19 protein-coding genes are annotated in these 21,099 nt (G+C 52.3%); 8 read left to right on the top strand and 11 right to left on the bottom strand.

From position 1 onward, the window contains the following. Positions 1-344 precede the first annotated feature (344 nt). From CFELI_RS07455 to dut, 4 genes are all read right to left on the bottom strand, one after another. Entirely contained in the window at positions 345-1,610 is a 1,266-nt protein-coding gene (locus CFELI_RS07455; protein ID WP_374724732.1) for a class I SAM-dependent RNA methyltransferase, read from the bottom strand. Between the two features lie 170 nt (positions 1,611-1,780). Then, on the bottom strand, positions 1,781-2,482 hold the full coding sequence (locus CFELI_RS07460; protein ID WP_310129056.1) for a DUF3159 domain-containing protein: 702 nt from the start codon (positions 2,480-2,482) through the stop codon (positions 1,781-1,783). A 6-nt stretch (positions 2,483-2,488) separates the two neighbouring features. Continuing rightward, positions 2,489-3,319 carry a DUF3710 domain-containing protein gene (locus CFELI_RS07465; RefSeq protein WP_277105028.1) on the bottom strand — a complete coding sequence of 277 codons (831 nt, stop codon included), beginning with the start codon at positions 3,317-3,319 and terminating at the stop codon, positions 2,489-2,491. A gap of 131 nt (positions 3,320-3,450) precedes the next feature. Then, positions 3,451-3,888, bottom strand: coding sequence for a dUTP diphosphatase (gene dut / locus CFELI_RS07470; protein WP_374724775.1), 438 nt, complete (start codon positions 3,886-3,888; stop codon positions 3,451-3,453). A gap of 441 nt (positions 3,889-4,329) precedes the next feature. On the opposite strand from dut, the gene CFELI_RS07475 reads away from it, so the two are divergent. Continuing rightward, entirely contained in the window at positions 4,330-4,851 is a 522-nt protein-coding gene (locus CFELI_RS07475) for a DUF3093 domain-containing protein (protein WP_277105026.1), read from the top strand. Positions 4,852-5,249: 398 nt separating this feature from the next. Further along, positions 5,250-5,429, top strand: a complete 180-nt coding sequence (locus tag CFELI_RS07480) for a hypothetical protein (RefSeq protein WP_277105025.1) — start codon at positions 5,250-5,252, stop codon at positions 5,427-5,429. Positions 5,430-6,031: 602 nt separating this feature from the next. Here the strand turns inward: CFELI_RS07480 and CFELI_RS07485 are convergent. The 3 genes from CFELI_RS07485 to CFELI_RS07495 all read right to left on the bottom strand — a co-directional run bounded on the left by CFELI_RS07485 (position 6,032) and on the right by CFELI_RS07495 (position 8,300). Beyond that, positions 6,032-6,322: a hypothetical protein gene (locus CFELI_RS07485; RefSeq protein ID WP_277105023.1), complete on the bottom strand. Its 291-nt coding sequence runs from the start codon at positions 6,320-6,322 to the stop codon at positions 6,032-6,034. A gap of 585 nt (positions 6,323-6,907) precedes the next feature. Then, a complete protein-coding gene (locus CFELI_RS07490) occupies positions 6,908-7,201 on the bottom strand; it encodes a DUF4193 domain-containing protein (protein ID WP_277105022.1) in 294 nt (97 codons plus the stop codon). Between the two features lie 298 nt (positions 7,202-7,499). Further along, complete coding sequence (locus tag CFELI_RS07495) at positions 7,500-8,300, bottom strand: inositol monophosphatase family protein (protein WP_374724776.1); 801 nt, start codon at positions 8,298-8,300, stop codon at positions 7,500-7,502. Positions 8,301-8,645: 345 nt separating this feature from the next. Between CFELI_RS07495 and ppgK the strand changes: the two genes are divergently transcribed. Next, complete coding sequence (gene ppgK / locus CFELI_RS07500) at positions 8,646-9,398, top strand: polyphosphate--glucose phosphotransferase (RefSeq protein ID WP_277105020.1); 753 nt, start codon at positions 8,646-8,648, stop codon at positions 9,396-9,398. 818 nt (positions 9,399-10,216) lie between these two features. After that, complete coding sequence (locus CFELI_RS07505) at positions 10,217-11,842, top strand: RNA polymerase sigma factor (protein WP_277105019.1); 1,626 nt, start codon at positions 10,217-10,219, stop codon at positions 11,840-11,842. Positions 11,843-12,110: 268 nt separating this feature from the next. Here the strand turns inward: CFELI_RS07505 and CFELI_RS07510 are convergent, their stop codons facing one another. From CFELI_RS07510 to CFELI_RS07525, 4 genes are all read right to left on the bottom strand, one after another. Continuing rightward, positions 12,111-13,496, bottom strand: coding sequence for a DUF418 domain-containing protein (locus CFELI_RS07510; protein ID WP_277105018.1), 1,386 nt, complete (start codon positions 13,494-13,496; stop codon positions 12,111-12,113). A 121-nt stretch (positions 13,497-13,617) separates the two neighbouring features. Then, positions 13,618-14,085 carry a hypothetical protein gene (locus tag CFELI_RS07515; protein WP_277105017.1) on the bottom strand — a complete coding sequence of 156 codons (468 nt, stop codon included), beginning with the start codon at positions 14,083-14,085 and terminating at the stop codon, positions 13,618-13,620. 327 nt (positions 14,086-14,412) lie between these two features. Beyond that, on the bottom strand, positions 14,413-16,131 hold the full coding sequence (locus CFELI_RS07520) for a DEAD/DEAH box helicase (RefSeq protein WP_277105016.1): 1,719 nt from the start codon (positions 16,129-16,131) through the stop codon (positions 14,413-14,415). Next, complete coding sequence (locus CFELI_RS07525) at positions 16,131-16,367, bottom strand: DUF3039 domain-containing protein (RefSeq protein ID WP_277105015.1); 237 nt, start codon at positions 16,365-16,367, stop codon at positions 16,131-16,133. The genes CFELI_RS07520 and CFELI_RS07525 overlap by 1 nt, the downstream gene beginning before the upstream one ends. Positions 16,368-16,425: 58 nt before the next feature. Here CFELI_RS07525 and CFELI_RS07530 point away from each other — a divergent pair, with 58 nt between their 5' ends. The 4 genes from CFELI_RS07530 to CFELI_RS07545 all read left to right on the top strand — a co-directional run bounded on the left by CFELI_RS07530 (position 16,426) and on the right by CFELI_RS07545 (position 20,804). Then, on the top strand, positions 16,426-17,028 hold the full coding sequence (locus CFELI_RS07530) for a DUF3099 domain-containing protein (RefSeq protein ID WP_277105014.1): 603 nt from the start codon (positions 16,426-16,428) through the stop codon (positions 17,026-17,028). A gap of 143 nt (positions 17,029-17,171) precedes the next feature. After that, positions 17,172-18,773: a DUF7782 domain-containing protein gene (locus CFELI_RS07535; protein WP_277105013.1), complete on the top strand. Its 1,602-nt coding sequence runs from the start codon at positions 17,172-17,174 to the stop codon at positions 18,771-18,773. A 6-nt stretch (positions 18,774-18,779) separates the two neighbouring features. Further along, positions 18,780-19,214 (top strand): D-aminoacyl-tRNA deacylase, encoded by a 435-nt coding sequence (gene dtd / locus CFELI_RS07540; protein ID WP_277105012.1) that lies wholly within the window; start codon positions 18,780-18,782, stop codon positions 19,212-19,214. A gap of 357 nt (positions 19,215-19,571) precedes the next feature. Continuing rightward, the gene (locus CFELI_RS07545) at positions 19,572-20,804 is read left to right on the top strand and encodes a sigma-70 family RNA polymerase sigma factor (RefSeq protein WP_277105011.1); all 1,233 of its coding nucleotides are present in this window, start codon (positions 19,572-19,574) and stop codon (positions 20,802-20,804) included. The last annotated feature ends 295 nt before the right edge of the window (positions 20,805-21,099 follow it).

A 21,099-nucleotide genomic window follows, 5' to 3' on the forward strand; every position in this document is an offset into this window, starting at 1 on the left:
CTTTGTACCCTTTCTCGGGGGATAAGAATGAAGAAAGCACCAACCACAACAGCACGAAGAAAAAACACCCCACTTTCATGATTCACAGATTTAAACCATGATAGGCCATGCATTCACTTGCTATGAATACACCCACACAGCACACAAAGTGTGCACTTCATCAGCACACACTAACCTTGATGCACCATCTGGTCAGGTGTCAGCTCACGCACATTGTCGAGGGCTGGATATATTACGACTATCCTACTCTGAATCTTCAATGAAAGAAGAACTCTACGGTGAATGAAAACACATCCTACCCTCAACCACCACGGAAAACAGCACAAACCGCGGGCTAGACCCAGTTAGCTTTTCGGCAACAACAGGCCAATTGTTTCGCAGTGATGAGTGCCAGGGAACGCATTAAACACAACAGCTTCAGCCAACTCATAGCCTTGCTGCGACCAGGTATACACATCGCGGGCAAAGGTTGCCGGATCGCAGCCAATGTGAATCACGCGTTTCGGGCGGGACTGCGCCACAGCTTCGATCACACGTGCGCCCGCGCCCACACGCGGTGGGTCAAGCACAACTACCTGTGGCTTCGGCAGCTGGCTGACCACGTTTTCAACCGTTGCCGAATGGAAAACAACTTTGTCCCCCAACACCTTGCGCCCAGCTAGTGCTGCACTCTTGGAAGATTCCACTGAGTGAATCTCTACAGCATTACCCAAAGCGTTAAACAATGCTGGGGCGAATGCGCCCACACCACCGTACAGGTCCCACGCAACAACGGGGCTCGGGCGTTGTGCATCTTCCTGGGTTGCTGCAGGTTGTGCCCACCGCGCGATGAGCGTGCTGTAGGCAGACACAGCTGCAGTGTGCGCCTGCCAGAAAGCCGTCGCGGGGATCTCAAAGTCCCAAGCCCCAACCTTTTGCGTTGCTACACCGGAACCTTCTAAAACCTTGGTCACTGTTTCACTGCGACGCCCACGGGAGGCTTTCCGCACCTCGACAACGTGGCGGGCACCGGCGTCGTCACGCACAACGATAACCTCGGCACCTGGGGTGAATCGCTGAGCATCAGCACCGATTACACCGTCGCACAGTCCCGGTACCACCTGAGCGCATGTTAAACCTGCAACTACATCGGTCGACTGTGCCTTACGCACACCCACACGACCGTGCGCATCAACTCCCAAACGCACACGACTACGCCAGCCAGCATTCGGTGCGAGATCAACGACCTCAATAGGTGGAAGCGGATTCACGCGCCCAATTTTTTGCAGCTGGCCACGCACGATTTCTGCTTTGAACTCAGCTTCTTTTTCCGGATCGAGATCCCCGAAATCGCAGCAGCCTGCGCCTTGCGCCGCAGCCTCGCATCGCTGTGCAACACGCAACGGTGACGGTGTCATCACTTCGATAAGCTCAGCTTTGGCAAAGTTCTTTTTCACAGTGTGGATCTGTGCGCGCACGATATCACCGGGGTAGGCGCCGCGGATGAAGACGACACGACCGTCGAAAACTGCTATGCCTTCACCCCCGTGTGCACAGCGCGTCACGTCGAAGGTTGCCTCAGTTCCCTTTTCGAGCGCGTGCGAGGACTGATGTTCGGTGTTGATAGTCAACGTTATCTGGCCTAAAGCCTTCCTTGAAAGTAGTAAAACATCCCGCGTACTCGCGTGATACACGGCGTTTGACACCGTGCTACACGTGAGCAAAAGTTGTGCGGGAGGTGTGAAAAATCAGCTGTCTGCGTATCGACGCCGAAACGCCGCTTGCCCTATGCGGAGGGTTCCTACTTTTCCAGCTGGGTCGACGCAGACGTTGCCGCAGCTGCTTTCTTCACCATGAACACGGTAAAGAGCATCACGAGACCAGTTAAAGGCCACCCCATGACAATACGCGCAATCGCGAGCGCATTAGTATCGTCGGCATTGTAGAAATTGTTTTGCACAATAAAGCGCATAAGGAACACGGTCGCCCACGCCCCGGTCGCCCACATGTAGGCGTACAAGGCAGCAGGGGTTTTGCGCCAATCCATACCATCGCCATTGATGCCTTTCCAGATCACGCCGACCAAAGGCCAGCGGACCAGGATAGAGACGAAGAACACGCCCGCATAGAGCAAAGACATCCAAATGCCATAGAGGAAGTAGCCTTTTGCTGAGCCTGTGTACCACGCGATGGCGGCACCGATGCCAACGCCGAAGAACCCTGAAATGGCCGGCTGGAGATTTTCTTTACGGGCGATTCGCCACAGCAAAATAACTGTGGCGATGATCAGGGCCGACACAAGTGCAGCATTCAACCCCCACTTGTTGTTCACTGGAACAAACACCAAGATTGGCAAGGTGGAGGACACTAGGCCCCCAAGCCCACCCATTTGATCCAATAACGTGGGAGTGTCGCTCTCCGATTCCGCAGTTTCTACTTCTGGCGATTCGGAATGCTGGGCGCCGTTTTCTGCGTGAAAGTCGACGTGCTCGTGTTCGTTCATAAATTATTAATTCCCTGGGGTACCAAATGGGCTCGGGTTGTTGGGGAAACCCTGCGCCGTTGTTTGTGCTTGGTTTTGGGCCCGCTGGCGACGTTCCATTTCTTTTTGCACCTGCTCCGCCAAAGGCTGTGGTAGTGCCACCGGAAGGGAGGTGCCCGCCAAGATTGGTTCGCTGCCACGATAAACGAAAGTGCGGGCAGTGATTTCACGACCCAATTGAGCCATTGCGTCAGCATGCTCGGTTGGGGCGGCGAGTGTCATGCGCAGCATCCACCGTGGGCCATCGACGCCGAGAATGCGCACGATTCCGCCACCATCTTCGCGCGATCCTACGATTTCGCGACCCCAAGGGCCGTATTCAATGGTGACTTCAAGGCCTTGGGAGCGCATGTCTTCGGAGAGTTCGCGCACAGTTTCACGCCACTGGCCTGGGCTGCGGGGCGCAGCGAAGGCTACTGGGGTGCAACGACCGTACTGGGTGAGGATGTGCAGCATGCTTGGGCCCTCAGGACCCATCTCAACCTGTACTTCACTTCCGTGGGGAAGTGGAATGAGCAGGGACCCAAGATTGAGTGCGCCTTGGCCGAAATCGCTGAAGTCAAAATCCTCGAAGGCGACGGTATCCCCATCGAAGGGACCGGATTCACCCTCAACTGCATCATGAATGGGGTCTGGTGCGAGTAGGTCATCATCGTCGCCCTCAAACGCAGCCTCGTTATCGGTGAGGTTCTTGCCAACCAGATCAATGGTTTCATCTACTGGCTGGGTTTCCATCTCAGCGCTGGTGTGGGCGGCGGCGTCGTCCTCTTTTTTCTTACCAAAGGGCCATAATGCCATGAGTCATTCCTCTAACTCTCAATTGTTGTCACTTCGTTATGTTTTCACATGCTAGTCCACCATCACCCGGAGTAGCTCATTGATGAGTCTTTCGTCACCGAAAAAGGTCAGTCTAGGTGATATGAGGGCAGTTAGTGCACGCCTGTAGAGCCGTGTCCTTGATCGCCGCGCACTGTCTGATCGAGTTCTTCGACCTCTTCAAAGTCGAACAGTTCAACCTTTTGCACTACCAGCTGTGCGATGCGCTCACCACGCTCAATGCGAATAGGTGTGGTGGGGTCCAGGTTGATCAGGCACACCTTCAATTCACCACGGTAGTCAGCGTCAATGGTGCCAGGGGCATTGACAATAGACAAGCCTTCTTTTAGCGCTCGGCCGGAACGTGGGTGGACAAGACCCACAGTGCCCAGTGGCAGGGCGATAGCAACACCGGTGGGTACGAGTGCGCGATGTCCTGGCTGCAGTTCAACATCGACTGCGGCATAAAGATCCACGCCGGCATCACCGCGGTGCGCACGAGTGGGCACCGGCAGTTGTTTGTCGAGTCGCTTGAGCCGAATGCTGGTCACTGGCTCAGAATAAAAGTTGGTTGGTGTGCTCACTGGCTAAGTGCTGCCTTTCATGTGAAGGAAGATGAACGTTCAGAAAGGTACAAAAATACCATTGTCTTCATCAACCCACCCTACCGCTGGCTTCTTCAGTGTTTCAGATAGCGGTGCACATGCTTTTTCTTCAGTCGTGCTCGATTGCGGTGTATTCCACTTGTCCGCAGTTATCGCATCACTACACCCACATTGGTGCGGTGCCTCCCAGCCGTCGACTACCCCGCCACACGCACAAGCGCGAGCGTTAAAGGTTGTTGTGGTGGTTTTCCTGAAGCTTTTTTCTTCTCATGCGATTATTCTTGCGCAACGATAACCGCTGATTAGTTCAGTGAGCGGGCAGTCGGCGTGGGGTGGAAAATCTTGTTGCTATCTTTATCACTGGTGTTGGCGGTATGCTGGTGGGTTGTGAGTGATACGCAAACGCAAAATGGTCCGAAGATCCTGTACTCGGAGCGCCAATGGGTGCCGTGGTACTGGTGGCTGATCGCCGCATTTATTGTGGCGTTAATTTCTGCCCAATTGAGTTTCAATCGTTCTGTTTTGTGGCTGTATATTCCCGCGATCACACTGAGCTGTTTAGCTGTTTGGGTGCTGTTGAGCATGTCCGACACTCGGGTTCGAGTTGAGCTTGATCCTGATGGCACGCGCTGGTTGGTTACTGGCCAGGCAAATTTGCCGAATACTGTTGTTCCTCGTTCTTTGGCTGTTCCCGCCACTGCAAAGCGTAATGCTATGGGACGTCAGTTGGACCCGGCTGCGTTCGTGGTCTCCCATGGCTGGGTGCCGGAGATGGTGATGCTGGTTCTGGACGATCCTGAAGACCCCACCCCTTATTGGTTGATTGCCACCCGCAACCCTGAGGCTTTACTGCAAGCTTTTGTTCCTGAACAGGCTGAAAGCGCAACGAAGAGTTTGCGCACGCATTAGCGCATAGATGCTTTGAGGTTTTGCCGGCACGTTTTCCGTGGTGGCTTTACCCCACTTTTTCGCATAGTTTCCTAAACCCCACGCACTAATACATGATTACAGTGCGTGGGATTTTCTCACGAAAATAGGGGAAAATGATGCATAAAAGAGCATTATCACAAAATTTTAGCATGTTAAAATATAACCCCCACCAACGTATCCAACCTCGACAACCCGCACCTGGTTCTGGGCGCAACCCAACCAAACAAGGGAGTCGAGGAAAAATAGCAAACATCCCCGTTAAGATCTTCACTGCCTTTAGTGTCCAGCAGCAAGTCGCCAACAAATAGTTATCTTCTGCGAAAAGCTCAGTTAATCACGATAAACGAACTTACGATTAGCACCAGAAAGGTCTCATTATGTCCCTGACACCAAAACAGCGCCTGGAGCTCGCAAACATTATCGCTTCTGCCGAAATGGCAGGTGCACCTCTCGATGAAGAAACGAAGCATCAGTTGGAGCTCATTATGCTGGGTGAGCTCGACGTAGAAGTCGCAATCGCCAATGTAATCAAGCAAGCTCAAGAACGTAGCCAATAGTAAGCAAAAGCTACGAGGAGCTTCACCTAAAAGCAGTCACACACCTACCCCATCAACGATTCAATGCCACCAGCGGATCTGGGCGTCTAATTTTTAGGTGTTCCGGACGAGCTTTTCGTAGCGGTGTGGTAACGATCGAGTAGCGCCAGAGTGGGCATCGTGTAGCACCCTCAAGACACCTTTGGATCTACTAAACGGGGTCAGGTTCCTCGGTGACTTGAGGGTGATTTTGCTTTAGTTGTGACTTGTCGGTTTCAGGCGCATGTTGGGATCATCACACCGATGAGCCTTTTCAAGAGAGACCCCGTCACAACATGATGCGCGAGTTCAGGCAATAATGTCGCAGCAAGACATGCCTTGTAACAGCAACGCCCTGATCAACTGCTCAGAATCACGGCAGGCAACTTTCCATGTATCGCGCGCAACCGGATTGCTGGGTGCTACTCCAAAGGTCACATCACTGGCGATAAAAAGCGCTACGCGATCCTCACCCAAGCGCTACACGATAGTTACCACACCGCTACGAATTACACGTTCGCAACATTTTAGGCTCCTTTGGCTATATTTCATCGATATGCAAGCCTAAGCACTAAAGATAATCGTTAGATTATACTTAAACCAAGAACAAAAATAATGGCAGAAATAATAATAGTGTTGACAATCAAAATGACATAAGGAACACTCTTTTGCCAATATTTAAAGACAAGCTTTTCAAGTAATGCTGAACTGAGGATACCGGAAGCACCTGCGAACATCGTCAGGGCGGTAATTTCCCCTTTGGAAATCACTCCGCTCAGAAAGAAGATGAGCAACACTGATGAGACAAGCCATGTTCCCAAAAGGCCATATGAAACGCCGCTTGGAATGCGCGGTGTGAAACTTTCGACTCCCATGTCAATTCCTCTCTTCACCCAAAAACCGTTTGATCACTGCGTTGCGGTGGAGATCCACACACCTTAATCTCCACTACCCACCCGCGCTCAATCAACGCGAGAGTGATTAATGGGTGTGAAGTTCAGCTTCCCAACTAAAGCCTTATTCACGAAGTCTACTGAGATTTGCTCACTAGCACTAGATATTGAGGTTTTCTCGGCACAAAGCTGCGTGAAAACCCACTCTCAGATTATCTGAGGTTTGATGGGTGGTACTTAACCGCTTAAGCACGCAGGGCTAAGTTTTGGTTGGGGCTTGTGAACATCACACCATCATACAAAACGGCGTACCGCACAGCACACAGGTGTTTCTTCCCCCCTGAGCGAACAATGCCTGCCGAGCAGGCTTGCGCACGAGATATGGCCTACCTCAATCAACAGCCACACTAAAAGTTTGGTTGGCATGCAAAAAGGCTGCGAGCTCATTTGATAAAGCTCACAGCCACAATTGTTGTGGTGCATACATGATGCACTTAAACTGCCTGCGACATAACCAGTACGCTTCTTAAAACGCGCACTACCCACCGGCGATTACTGGCTTACAGTTTAAGCGCAGTCCTTACAGATCACAGAACCATCGTCCTCGGTGTGATCAATTCGGTTGTTGCGCTGAACCAAGAAACAAGACGAGCAGGTGAACTCATCTGCGCGACGTGGAATGACGGTGACATTAAGCTCTTCGCCGGTCAAATCAATGCTCGGGATATCAAAAGAATCCACAATCTCGCCGTCGTCATCCATATCATTGGTTACGCTCTCGGCTGCCTTGAGACCTTCAAGAGAATCAGTCTCAAGCTCGTCTTCAGCGCGGCGGCGTGGTGCATCGTAATCGGTTGCCATGTCCTAGACTCTCTCGCTTTCCTATGTACACAACATGCACCCGAGGAATACAACAATCCCCCGTGGTGAATACAGTTTTTTCGGTAGTTGCCGATAGTTATACACGTAATCACAAAGCTTGTCACACGCATTGCAAGCAACTACACCACACGAATAGGAAAAACCCCAGTACAGGGGCATACAATTGGCGAAAAAAGAATTCTTGAACACGCGCGTCAGCTGCAAAAAACCCACACGACTGCAACGGCTAACTCAACGCACTTTCGCCATCTTTTCCACCCCAACCCCCACACAACAGCTACATGCGCCCAGCCACATCGAGCAGGCGTTGAAAAGCATCCCCAATACCAGGCGTCCACCCCGCCACCAGCTCGCCCTGCGAACTCGGCGTGCTCAATGCCGGCGTAGACACCACCGCGCCAGCCTCCCGCGCAATGATTGCACCCGCAGCATAATCCCACGCATTCAAACCATGCTCATAGAAACCATCAACCAAACCCTCAGCCAACGCACACAAATCAAGCGCAGCACTACCCAACCGTCGAATATCGCGCACCTTCGGCAACACCTCAACCAAAAACTCAGCTTGGGCTGATCGTCGCTTGTGTGAATACCCAAAACCAGTAGCAATCAGCGCCTGGCCCAACGAAGACTCCGCTGTGACCGACAGTCGCTTCGGTGGGCAACCTGGCTTGAACTTCATCGCACCATTGCCCTCACTAGCAGCAAACAGCTCACCCGTTGCAGGATTAAACACAGCGCCCGCAATCGGCGCCCCATCACACACTGCGGCAATCGACACGCAGTATTGCGGATACCCATAAATAAAATTCACAGTCCCATCGATCGGATCAACGATCCACGTCACCGACGACACCGAAACCCGCTGTGTTCCCTCCTCGCCGATCAACCCATCCTCGGGCCGACGCTGAAGCAAAAGCTCATCAATCAAATCCTCAGCCAACGTATCTGCGATCGTGACCGGATCCACCGGCGACGACTTCGACTGACTAAACGCCCTCACATCGCCTAACTCAGCACGCTTCGCAGCAACAGCCACCCCTGCATCAACCGCAATCTCCGCAGCCACCACACCCAACTCCGCAACAAACGCGCGGCGGGCAAACTGCGCGTTGACATTGCTTGCACGCTGCAACGATACGTGTTCCTCCCGCAACGGCTCGATATCAGGTACACAGTGAGTAGCCACAACAACACAACCTTCTTTTTGACTATGAATACCGACGCCATTGTAGGCCACAAACCTGAAAACACCCCCTCCCCCTCGAAGCGACCACGCACACTGCGAAGCGTTAACACAGCAAATCAGAAAAATCGCAGCGGTCCCATTACCCGCACGTGGGTGTGACAAAAATACACACGCGATATTTCTCACGTCAGCACAGATCTTTAATAGAAGACTTTGTCGCTTAAGATATGTCTTATGACCAGAATAGGATTTGGTATTGACGTTGGCGGCTCCGGTATCAAAGGCGCCCGAGTTGATCTCGACACCGGCGAATTCATCGGTGACCGCATCAAAATTCTCACCCCCAAACCCGCAACCCCTGAAGCCATCGCCCAAACCTGCGCCGAAATCCTGCGCATTGCACAATGGCACGGCCCCGTCGGCATCACATTGCCTTCGGTGATCAAAAACCAGTTCGTTCTCTCCGCAGCAAACATCGACCCCAGCTGGATCGGCATCAATGTAGGCGAACTGTTTGCCCAGCATTTAGCAGAACGAGACGTTTGCGTGCTCAACGACGCCGACGCCGCAGGTTTAGCCGAAGCTCGCTACGGTGTACCTGACGCTGCGAAGGGCGCAACAGTTTTGCTGACTTTCGGCACAGGCATTGGCTCCGCCTTGCTTATCGACGGCGTACTCTACCCCAACACTGAACTCGGCCACATGATCGTTGGAGGCAGGGAAGCTGAAAGCTTCGCGTCCTCCGCGGCCAAGGATCGCGACGAAATCGGCTACACCAAATGGGCTGCGCGCGTATCAGAGGTTTTGTGCGAAATTGAGCGCCTTTTCAACCCTGCCACGTTTATTGTTGGTGGCGGCATTTCACGCAAAGCTGACAAGTGGGTTCCAAAGCTGAGCTGTAGCACACCGGTAGTACCGGCAAAGCTCCGCAATCGTGCGGGTATTGTGGGCGCGGCGATGGCAGCTGAGCAAAACCTCAAGCCTTAAAAAACGCTTCTTAGATTTGTGGCGTAATTTTTGGTGACACCAGCTCACAATTCACCTGTCCACAGAATCAGATTTGTGGGTTGATGGGCGTCACAGCATTGGTGCGCCACAGTATCGTATATGCCAGAACGTCACGTACCCATCAACACCTTGACAACCCTCAGTTCCCCAGGGCTTTGGCTACGACCGATCTACTGTGCCTTTATGTTTCCACCCCCCTATCCACACGGATTGCCCTCGTAGCTAAGCCCCCATTCGATGAACATCGTTTGGGGAGGTTGAGGGTTGTTTTTTCAAGATTTTTCTCATCGCGTTTTAGCGATATGCACGGTTGCGCAAGTGACACAACTCGTAAAAAGGTTTGCCCCCGTGACCAAGAAACACTTTTCGTTTCGGCAAAAATTTAACGAGTGATTTATAATGGCACTTTGTCCAAGGCTAGGAAATATACTTCCCTACCTTTTCAAGCATGATCTTCATCGCATGGTCAAACCCCCAGGACATCCCACTCACTAACCCTTAGGTATTCTTAAGGTATTGGTTTTCATGGGATCCTGCCATCACTGTGATATTGAAGGACATGGATCGTAGGTCAGCGCGAAAGCGGGAAGTGCAGCGAGTTTCTACTCATTGATGTGGGAATTTTCTGCACTGGCCCGAAGTTAAAAATTAAAAGTATTAAGTGACATGCCGAAATATTCACATTTCTGCTGCACTTTTTCATCATGGTCTTCCAAGCATTGCCTGTACACGGTGTGGGTACGGCAAGGATTGTGAAGATGCTGTGCTGAAACAACGACGCCGACGAAGGGGCAACTGTGACTGAAACTCCGAAGAAGGCAGCCAAGAAGGTTGCGAAAAAGACTGCACGAAAGGCTGCACGCAAAGTTGCTGCACCCCGTGCTGCAACTCCAGTTGAATCCTCGGTTGATAGCCCTATTGAAGAGACCGTTTCTTCGCAGGTTTCTGTTTCCGCTGGTGATGACACCGCTATCACAGTTGTGAAAAAGGTAGCGAAGAAGTCGATTGCCAAGAAAGCCGTGGCAAAGAAGGCGCCGAAGGTTCCGAAGCCAACGTTTAGTCCTGACCTCGATGATGAGCCGATTTTGGAGCTACCTTCCGAAGAGGAAGAAACTCCTGTAAAGAAAGCTGCCAAGAAGGTTGCTAAGAAGGCAGCGGCGAAGGCGACCAAGAAGACCGCAAAGAAAGCTACTGCGAAGAAGCCAGCTGTTGTTGAAGCCACACCAGTGGTAACTGATGATGATCTCGGCTTGGATGACGATGACGACAATCTCGGCCTCGATGACGACGATGACTTCGGCTTGGATGACGATGACGACGATGACGTTAGTTTCGTCGCCGATATCGACTCTTTCGACGATTCTGAGGAAGACGATGAAGATTCTGACGAGTCTGACGAAGAAGAGGAAGATGACGGTTCTTCGGTGTGGGACGAGGACGAGTCCGCTGCCCTGCGCCAAGCCCGTAAGGATGCGGAGCTGACTGCATCCGCTGACTCTGTTCGCGCTTACCTGAAGCAGATCGGCAAGGTTGCCCTGCTGAACGCGGAAGAAGAAGTTTCCCTCGCTAAGCGCATCGAGGCGGGCCTGTACGCAACCTATCGCATGGAGCAGATGGAAGAGGCGTACAACAAAGGGGATAAGGATGCGAAGCTGACCCCTGCCGTGAAGCGTGATCTGCGTGCGATTGCCCGTGATGGACGTAAGGCAAAGAACCACCTGTTGGAAGCAAACCTTCGTCTTGTTGTTTCTTTGGCCAAGCGTTACACCGGCCGTGGCATGGCTTTCCTTGACCTTATTCAGGAAGGAAACCTCGGTTTGATCCGTGCAGTTGAGAAATTCGACTACACCAAGGGTTATAAGTTCTCCACCTACGCCACCTGGTGGATCCGTCAGGCCATCACTCGTGCAATGGCCGACCAGGCCCGAACCATCCGCATCCCAGTGCACATGGTGGAAGTGATCAACAAGCTGGGTCGTATTCAGCGCGAATTGCTGCAGGATCTCGGCCGTGAACCAACCCCTCAGGAACTGGCTAAGGAGATGGATATCTCCGAGGAAAAGGTTCTGGAAATTCAGCAGTACGCGCGTGAGCCTATTTCTCTCGACCAGACCATTGGCGATGAAGGCGACTCGCAGCTGGGTGACTTCATTGAGGATTCCGAAGCCGTAATAGCAGTTGATGCTGTGTCCTTCACCTTGCTGCAGGATCAACTCCAAGATGTTTTGCACACGCTGTCTGAGCGTGAAGCAGGTGTGGTGAAGTTGCGCTTCGGTCTGACCGATGGCATGCCTCGCACTTTAGACGAAATTGGTCAGGTTTACGGTGTTACTCGTGAACGTATCCGCCAGATTGAGTCGAAGACCATGTCGAAGCTGCGCCACCCATCGCGTTCCCAAGTGCTGCGCGACTACCTCGACTAGGAACTTCAAGTAACACCTGGCGTTTCAAACATAAAACGCACAAGAGTAAAAGTGTGGGCATATCGCCCACACTTTTACTCTTGTGCGCACTCCGCCCTTTTTACCTCTTTCTCCCCCCCTCCTACACTATTGAGCTTTATCTTTTTCCCCTTTGAACAACTCAGCCGGTGGTCTGGGTTCGCGAACGTTTCGTTCAACCCCACACCACCGGCTGCGCACATCTTGAATGTGACTCTTCGTTCATGTGCCAGGTAAAACGGTAGAAATCCTAGTGAGTGCTTTCCTCCGGTGGATACCCAGGATATGTACCAGGTTGCGTATGCGGCTGCGAAAAGCCTTCACGGTCATTAACACTATGTGGCGGCATCGTGCGTGCAGTCGGCCCCTGAACCCCCTCAGCAGGGGGCTGAGTTGGTGGGTTCACCATTGCCTGTGAAGCCTGCATCCTCTCAGACTGTGCTGCCGGTGGTAGTGGTGTGCCATAGCCCAATGCGCGGTGCACGATTTCAAATGGCCCACGCTTACCGCTGAAAGCCCACAGGTTGGCAAAAATTAAGGTACCAACCCACACCAGTGCTGAAACTACAGTGACCATAGCTGCACCGGCGTCGAATCCTATCCCTAAACCGTAGTTGGCCACAAAAATGCCAAACAAAACGGACTGAAGAATATAGCCAGTCATGCTCATCGCACCGAGCCGAGTAATCATGGTGACCGGCCACGCGGACTGCCAGTTATTCCGCGCAAGAAAACGGCAAATATACAGTGCCGCAACTACAAAGCCTGGGCCCGAGAGAAAGCCCACGGTGTTGTTCAGCGCCCACCACCACGAAACACCCGGGATGAACCCAGCCTGCGACAAACCCAAGGGAAGTCCGATGCCCACAATGATTGCCGCGGTCACCCACATGCAGGGTTTGAGAAAACGCTCATACGGTTCCGGATTAGCCAGCATCCCACGTCGGCCAGCAATAAATCCAATAATGATCAGTGGCCCAATCATGGGAACAACGAGGACTGCCCCAAAAATGCCAAACAATAGCTGCAAAAACCCAGGTTTCAGCTGCCCTTGAAAATAGGTGGAAGAATCAGTGACAAGTCCGCCTGCAACCTGCATTCCATCCCCTAACCCGAAGAATCCAAAACTCAGAGCAATGAGGGGAAGGGACACTGCCCACACGATCACCGCAATGCGCACAAGCCTTTTGTCACTTAATGCCAGCATGAAAATTACCACGAGCGCGATCAAACCGTAGGTAAACATGATGTCACCCCAGAACAGAAAAACAGTGTGTACTGCACCGAACGCAACCAAAGCGCCATAACGGCGCAAAAGTTGCCCACGTGTTTCGCGCACACTGTAGCCCTTATTTAATTGGCGAATCATAATCATGCCAATGCCATAGCCCAGCAATGTAGCAAACATAGGCAAGCCACGGACATGCGCAAACATGGCGCTGAAAATCACGGCAGTTTTATCCACCATAGAACCATCAACAATCAAACCACTGGTCGTTGCTCCCGGTGCTGAGGAGTCCGGACTTGTCGCCCACGCTGTTAAACCATTGGCAATGGCAATACCCAACAGCGCAATTCCACGCGCAAAGTCTGGGGTGAGCAAGCGTTGTTGCTTCTCTAAATTTTGGGAACTCAAATCTTTAACACTCTTCTCTAAATAAGACACACAAAAGGGGCACTTCAGCACCAGTGCTACCGGCGAGATGTACCCCTCGTGATTTCATTCCCATTAATGGGAATGATCAGCAAAACAACAATTAAGAAAGCTCGCGCTGTTTTTGCTCAAGATTGTCCATGATGCACTGTTGCTGCTCTTGTGGATTAGTCAGGTGAGAACACTCGGTGATTGCATCACCGGCAAAATAAAACACCACGAACAAAAGCACGACAGAAATAACCAGTACAAGAATCGACAGAATCAAACCGCCAACAGCCATACCCTTACGTGCGTTGCCTGGAGCAAACTTCTTGGCCTTTACTAGGCCAATGATGCTCAAAATCAAACCAACAATCGCAGGTGCCCACGCGAGAGCCGTACCGATAAAAGAAATGAGTGCAACGACAGCGATCACACTGACAATCAAACCGGCCAAGGCCAAGCCATTTTTAGCAACAGGGTCAACACCAGAGGCTAGATACTGATCATTGAAACCAGCATCGAAGTTCTGGGAATTATAGGCAGGAACCTCAGGAGAACCATAAGGATCATTATTTGGGGTAGTCATAAAGTCTCACTCGCTTTCAGCGGTTCACATTCCACGTCCGCAGAATTAGGGGTTACACATACAACGGCGCTCAAGCCAACACCCAACAATACCGCAAATCGCTGTCAAGTACAGAACCCTTTCCACCATCTGGTTGAGAATATTGCCCTAAAAGTCGGCACAAAACTCTAACTTTTAACTAACCCCAATTGCCCGCAAACCCCCAGCGTACAGGCGATATCTGAGGGTCGTCGATAAGCTTTTCCTAAACCGTGGAAAAGTTTGGGCAAAAAATTTTTCACTCCACTGTTCACAGTTCAAGAAAAGCAGCATTCTAGGACCCTAAGGCTACCAGCGCCGCAAATACTCGATACGTGCTTTCAACTGATCAGCAGTACACATCGCAGTCGGCGGACCCCCGCATTTAGCACGAACCTCAGTATGGATCGCCCCATGAGGACGCCCCGTACGCTGCGCAGTAATAGCAACCAGCGCATTAAGCTCCCGACGCAACTGAGGAATCTCTTTACTGGCCACCTGCGAATCCTCATCAGATTCGCCCTGTTGAAGCTTCTCTTTTTTATCCTTCTCCGCCTGCGCACGCAACTGCTTCGCCTCTTTTTCCCGGGCATCAAGCTGCTCAGCTTGACGCTTGCGAAGCAATTCACGCATCTGATCAGCATCCAGCAACCCAGGCAAACCAAGATAGTCCGCTTCTTCCGCAGAACCAGCCAAAGTTGCAGTCCCATAGGTCGAACCGTCATAAATCAGCGAATCAAGTTCTGCCTCAGCACCCACCGATTCGTAGCTTTTCTCCAACTCACCCTCGGATTCCTTCTTGTTCGCCTGCGCCAACAAGTCGTCATCCCAACCATCCTTTTCACGATGTGGCTTACCCAACACGTGATCACGCGACACTTCAAGCTTCGCCGCCAAATCTAACAACACCGGAACAGACGGCAAAAACACGCTCGCAGTCTCCCCCGGACGACGCTTACGCACAAAACGCCCAATAGCCTGCGCGAAGAACAAAGGTGTTGAAGAACTCGTCGCATACACACCCACCGCAAGACGCGGAACATCCACGCCTTCCGACACCATGCGCACCGCAACCATCCACTCATCATCACCAGCCGAAAACTCTTCGATCCGATCAGACGCACCCGGCTCATCAGAAAGAATCACCGACACCGGCGTAGTACTGAGCGTTTCCAAAATACGGGCATAGGCACGAGCCGTCGTCTTATCAGTAGCGATCACCAAACCACCAGCATCAGGAATCACCTTACGCAGCTCCAACAAACGCGTATGCGCAGCCTTCAACACGGCAGGAATCCAATCACCCTTAGGATCCAACGCAGTCTTCCATGCACGCGCAGTCTGCTCAGGATTCAGCGGCTCACCCAACCTGGCCGCGTATTCTTCACCGGCACTCGTACGCCACCGCGCCTCACCGGAATACGCAAGGAACACAACGGGGCGCACCACGCCGTCGGCAAGCGCATCGGAATAGCCATAGGTATGGTCTGCTTGGGAAACGAGGTGCCCCTGACCATCCTCTTCGTAGCGCACGAAAGGAATCGTGGAATCATCGGATCGGAATGGCGTACCGGTCAGAGCGAGGCGTCGTTCGACATCGCGGTAGGCTTCTCGGATACCGTCACCCCAGCTTTTTGCATCGCCACCGTGGTGAATCTCGTCCAAGATCACAAGCGAACGCTTCGCTGTAGCAACCGCATAGTGCTTGTACGGATGCATGGCCACCTGTGCGTAGGTGACAACCACTCCGTGATATTGGGGATTGACCGCATCCGTGTTTTTAAATGTGGGGTCAAGTGAAAGCCCCACGCGAGCTGCAGCTTCCGACCACTGAATCTTGAGGTGTTCAGTGGGCACCACAACGATGACACGGTCAACTGTCCGTGCTGCTGTGAGTTCGGTGGCCACGCGGAGGGCGAATGTTGTTTTACCGGCACCTGGCGTTGCAACCGCGAGGAAGTCTCGCGGTTTGTTCATGAGGTACTTCGTCAGCGCTTGGCGCTGCCAAACGCGAAGATCACTACTCACTATTTACGCAGACTCCTATATGCACGCTCGCAGTCGGGGCACACCGGTGATCCAGGTTTAGCCTGCTTAGTTACAGGGAAGACCTCTCCGCAGAGCGCGACAACCATCCGGCCTGATACAGCCGACTCCACGATTTGATCCTTTTTCACGTAGTGGAAAAACTGAGGGGTATCGTCATCCGTCGAAATATCTTCGCGAACATCTGGACGTTCAATGGTTTGGGTACTAGTAGTCACCCTACCTATATTGCCCCATCGTTCGCTCTTCGCGCCACGCGGGGCTAGGTTGGTATGTATGGACCCAGATAAAAAACACGGTTCCCGACCTTTTTCTGCTGATGGTTTCAGCCACCACACTCGAAATTCTGCTGCACAGGATTACGCGCGCACTGAACACGCGGGATTTTTTGATGCCAGCGAGTGTGATGTTGTTGATGTAGACGAAGGTGATTCTTCCAACGCGGGTGATTCTGGGGCTGGGATTAAGCGGCGAAAGTTGTCGCTGAAGCGTCGCAAGAATGTGATTTTAGTTACCACTGCTGGCCAGTCTGTCAGTGAGAATCGTCGCAAGCGTGAAAAACAGTACACGTGGATTCAGGGTGTGCGCTTGCCGTTTTTGGTCCTTGCGGCCTTGGCGTACATGTATTTCAATTCGGTGCTTATTGCATCGGTGTTGTTTATTATTTCGGTGCCGTTGCCTTGGATTGCTGTGGTGATCGCTAATGGCGTGGGTGAGCCTCGAGATTCGCGAGCACCGGCAGTGTATAAACCGGCCGCGATTCGCGCGCAGATGGCCTCGCAGATTCACGCTTCCTCGCAGCAAAGTGTTGGCGGTGGGCCATTGTCCTTGCCAAGCGTGCGGGATGATTCTGTAGTGGATTCAGACGACGTTTCCTAGCTCAGCTCGCTGACTAGGTTTGCGGATAGTAATGTAGGTGCGTATTTTCTCCTACAGCTTCGTCGCAATGCCTAGATTCTTTGCGGTTGGTGTTCGTGGGGGGTTTTGATTGTTGTTGCTGGTGCGTGTTGGGGAGTTTAAAGGTGTCTGATTCTGGTTTTGTTCCGTCCCGTGGTGTGTTGGGGGCGGTTGCTGGTGAGTTAAAGGCGAAGTTGCTTGATTGTGGTTTCCATGTTGGGGGCATTCAGTCGTTTTTAGGCGCGGAGGGGTATGCGGCGTTGCGTCGGGGTGAGCCCGGTGCGGTGTTGTGGTCTGTGGAGTCTCGTAAGCACAAGCCGTTGGCGGTTCTGATTTCCGCGTTTTTGGTACATGCATCTGTTGCTCGCGAAGAGTTGGAGCGTGTCTTGGGCGAGGATTTGGTGAGCACGCTTATCGACGCCGGGGTTTTGGGTAGCCGGAGTGTTTTCATGAAGTCACCGTGTGAGGATAAAGGTTTGACAGCACTCATTGATGTGCAGCCGCACATCATTGCTGGCCGGAACTGTTTTGTTTTCTCCGATGTAGATGCGTCCCAGCTTGTCGATTATGTTCCGGGTTCGGAGCATGTGCTTGGTGTGGGTGCGGCGAGTCTGTCGCTTTTGGCCACCACTCCTTCCACGCCTGTAGATACGGTGTTGGATTTAGGTGTTGGTTCTGGTGTTCAGGTGTTGGGCCAGTTGGGGGTTGCTGGTTCTATTTGTGCAACGGATATTCATGGCCGGGCATTGGATTTTGCTTCGGCTACGTTGGCAGGGTGTTCTGGCTCGGAGATTGAGTTGCTCGAAGGCAGTTGGTTTGAGCCGGTTGCTGGGCGAAGTTTTGACCGGATTATTGCGAATCCTCCGTTTGTTGTCGGTGCTGGTGCAGTTGATTTGGTGTACCGCGATTCTGGATTGAATCTCGATGGCGCTACTGAGCTTGTGGTTGGGGGCGCATGCGAGCATTTGGCGTTGCATGGCAGTGCTCATTTGTTGGGGGCGTGGGCGCATGTTCGTGGACAGTCCTGGCGGGAGCGTGTGGCTAGTTGGCTTCCTGATCAGGGGGTGTGCGCATTAATTTTGCAGCGTGATGTTGTTTCGCCGGAGACTTATGTGGGTACCTGGTTGCGGGATGAGTCGATTGATCCCCGCTCAGAATTAGGTCAACGCCGTACGCGTGAGTGGTTGGAGCATTTCGCCCGTGAACAGGTGGAGGCTATTGGTTTTGGCTATATAGCCATTGTTCGCGTTGATGATAATCAGGCTTCCGATGTTCTTTTGGAGGAGTTTTCGCATGCCACTGATTCCCAGTTGGGTGAAGAAATTCAGGAGTATTTCCTTCGCTTGGAGTGGCTAAACCAACGCTCGGCCGAGGACATTGTGAATTCCTGTTTCATGTTGCGCCCAACCGTAGCTAAGGAAGAAGTCAGCGTTGCTGATCGTGATGCTGGTATGGGCTTTAGCGTCGAGGTTGTTCGCTTAGTGCGGATGGATGGTCCTCGCTGGAGCCACGAGGTTGATGCCGGTCTGGTGTCGATTATTAGTGGCATGCATCCACAAGGATTATGTTTGGGTGAGATTGTTGATTTGTTTGCACTCAGTCGCGGGCTTGATCCTGAGGTTGTGCGTGAAGCAGTGATTGGCCCTGTGGTGGATTTGGTTCGCCATGGGCTGTTGTTGCCCGCTGATTTGATGCGTGCAAGCGATGATAGCGATAATGAGGAGTAGTTTCTTTTGAAAGCTGTTGTCATGCGCGTCACTCAAGCGAGTGTGGTGGTTGATGGTGAAACTGTGGGTGCTATTGAATGCCCAGAAACTGGCGGATTGTTAGCCTTGGTGGGTGTTGGCGCTGATGATGCTCCTGATGCGTGGGAGACAATGGTGCGTAAGCTTGCCGAACTACGCATTTTGCGTGATGAGCGTTCGGTGGAGGAGGCTGGCGCACCAGTGTTGTTGGTGTCGCAGTTTACCTTGATGGGGAGGACGAAGAAGGGGCGTCGCCCCTCGTGGTCCGATGCGGCGCGTGGCGACGTTGCCCAACCGGTGATCAATCAGATAGCTCAGGGTTTGCAGGCGCGCGGGATTGAGGTTGAACAAGGTCGTTTCGGCGCAATGATGGATGTACACAGTGTCAATGACGGCCCGTTCACCGTCATTATCGAGTGCTAGGGCCCTCTATCTGAAGGCACCAAAGTCACCTAGTAGATTCAGTGTTCATTGCCGACTGCAGACTATTAAAAAGTAAAGAGTTGCTAATGCAAAGCTGTGAGTGGCCTGTACATCCAAGGAACAAGTAGAGGCATTTTACCCCCTTAAATTCGGGGATTTAACCCACTTTCTGTTTTGATTGCGATTGTTCTTGCCAGTTTTCAGGGTAGTTCACCAACGTGGACTACCCCCATTTTGCTACCCCCGCTTTTTGTAGGTGACCTCGTAAAATGCTCCGGGATTGATAGTTGGGAACTTAATGCGAAGTTCGTGCGTTAAGTGGTGTGAATAATCAACGAGTGTCTTCAGGAGGCAAGTATGAGCAGTTCTACCCTTCGGGAATTTGACTCAGACGATTCATACGAGTTCGTCGGTGATGATCTTCCTACTCCTGCCGAAGGAGACGATTATGGTAGCGCCATCGATTCCCTTGACGTCGATGATTCCGATGATCCTGCCCTCATTGATGATGTAGATGATGTAGATGATGTGGCGGATTCGGAGGAAGAGGATGACCCTTCCCGCTCGGTGCGGACAATTTCCCTTGCTTCGCCCGATAACGTCAATGTTGACGAGCTCGACGATGAGGAAGCTAAAGAACTAGATCGGGGTTCCCGAAGAGGGCATACGAACGATAACCCTTCCGCTGATCTTGTTCGCGTGTATCTGAACGGCATTGGTAAAACTGCACTACTCAGCGCTGAAGATGAAGTTTATTTGGCCCAGACCATTGAAATTGGTCTCTATGCCGAGTATTTGCTTAATGATTCCGACCAGAATCTCACTCGTGCGATGAAGCGTGATTTGAAGGTCTTGGTCAAGGAAGGGCGCAAGGCTCGCTCTCATTTATTGGAAGCAAACCTTCGTTTGGTGGTGTCGTTAGCAAAGCGCTACACGGGCCGTGGAATGCCATTGCTGGATTTGATCCAGGAAGGCAATTTAGGGTTGATCCGCGCAATGGAGAAGTTCGATTACTCCAAGGGCTTTAAGTTCTCTACCTATGCTACGTGGTGGATTCGCCAGGCTATCACTCGTGGCATGGCAGATCAGTCTCGCACGATTCGCCTACCAGTTCATTTGGTGGAGCAGGTGAATAAACTTTCGCGTATTAAGCGTGAGATGTACCAACACTTGGGTCGTGAAGCCACTCATGAAGAGCTGGCTGAAGAGACCGGTATCGATGAGTCGAAGATTGAGATGCTTCTTCGCCAGTCCCGCGATCCTGTATCGCTGGATATGCCGGTCGGTGCTGATGAGGAAGCTCCGCTGGGCGACTTCATTGAAGATTCCGAAGCTGCAGATGCTGAGTCCGCCGTGGTTGCCTCCTTACGCCATTCCGATATTCGTGAGGTGATTGCCACTCTCGAACAGCGCGAGCAGGATGTGATCCGCATGCGCTACGGGCTTGACGACGGCGTCCCACGCACCCTGGACCAGATCGGTCGTCGTTATGGTTTGTCGCGCGAGCGCGTGCGTCAGATTGAGCGGGAAGTTATGCGGAAGTTACGTGACGGTGAGCGTGCCGATAAGCTTCGCGCCTACGCTCATTAGTGTGAGTTCTTCTCCCCCGTTGTTTTCAGCCTGGTTGCATGAATGTGCAACCAGGCTTTGTTTGATGCTGTTCAAAGTGTGTTTCGGTGATGATGAGTTCATCGCGAGCTAGGAAGACCTTGTGAAGTTTTGGAAGGCAGTTGGTTATGCAGCTAAAACATTGCAAATAGTTTGGGCCTATACATTTTCGCCTCAGAATTACAAATAGGCTATCATTGAGGACATTGGTGACAGTAAGACAAGGTTGCGGCGGCCGCTACCCTTTGATGATGCTGTGGGAACGTTTTCATAGCGG

The organism is Corynebacterium felinum (assembly GCF_030408755.1).
GTDB lineage: Bacteria > Actinomycetota > Actinomycetes > Mycobacteriales > Mycobacteriaceae > Corynebacterium > Corynebacterium felinum.

Bases quoted from the DNA above. Each gene is read 5' to 3' on its own strand.
- CFELI_RS07460 (WP_310129056.1), bottom strand. From the start codon at position 2,482: ATGAACGAACACGAGCACGTCGACTTTCACGCAGAAAACGGCGCCCAG.
- CFELI_RS07465 (WP_277105028.1), bottom strand. From the start codon at position 3,319: ATGGCATTATGGCCCTTTGGTAAGAAAAAAGAGGACGACGCCGCCGCC.
- CFELI_RS07480 (WP_277105025.1), top strand. From the start codon at position 5,250: ATGTCCCTGACACCAAAACAGCGCCTGGAGCTCGCAAACATTATCGCT.
- CFELI_RS07485 (WP_277105023.1), bottom strand. From the start codon at position 6,322: ATGGGAGTCGAAAGTTTCACACCGCGCATTCCAAGCGGCGTTTCATAT.
- CFELI_RS07490 (WP_277105022.1), bottom strand. From the start codon at position 7,201: ATGGCAACCGATTACGATGCACCACGCCGCCGCGCTGAAGACGAGCTT.
- ppgK (WP_277105020.1), top strand. From the start codon at position 8,646: ATGACCAGAATAGGATTTGGTATTGACGTTGGCGGCTCCGGTATCAAA.
- CFELI_RS07515 (WP_277105017.1), bottom strand. From the start codon at position 14,085: ATGACTACCCCAAATAATGATCCTTATGGTTCTCCTGAGGTTCCTGCC.
- CFELI_RS07530 (WP_277105014.1), top strand. From the start codon at position 16,426: ATGGACCCAGATAAAAAACACGGTTCCCGACCTTTTTCTGCTGATGGT.
- CFELI_RS07545 (WP_277105011.1), top strand. From the start codon at position 19,572: ATGAGCAGTTCTACCCTTCGGGAATTTGACTCAGACGATTCATACGAG.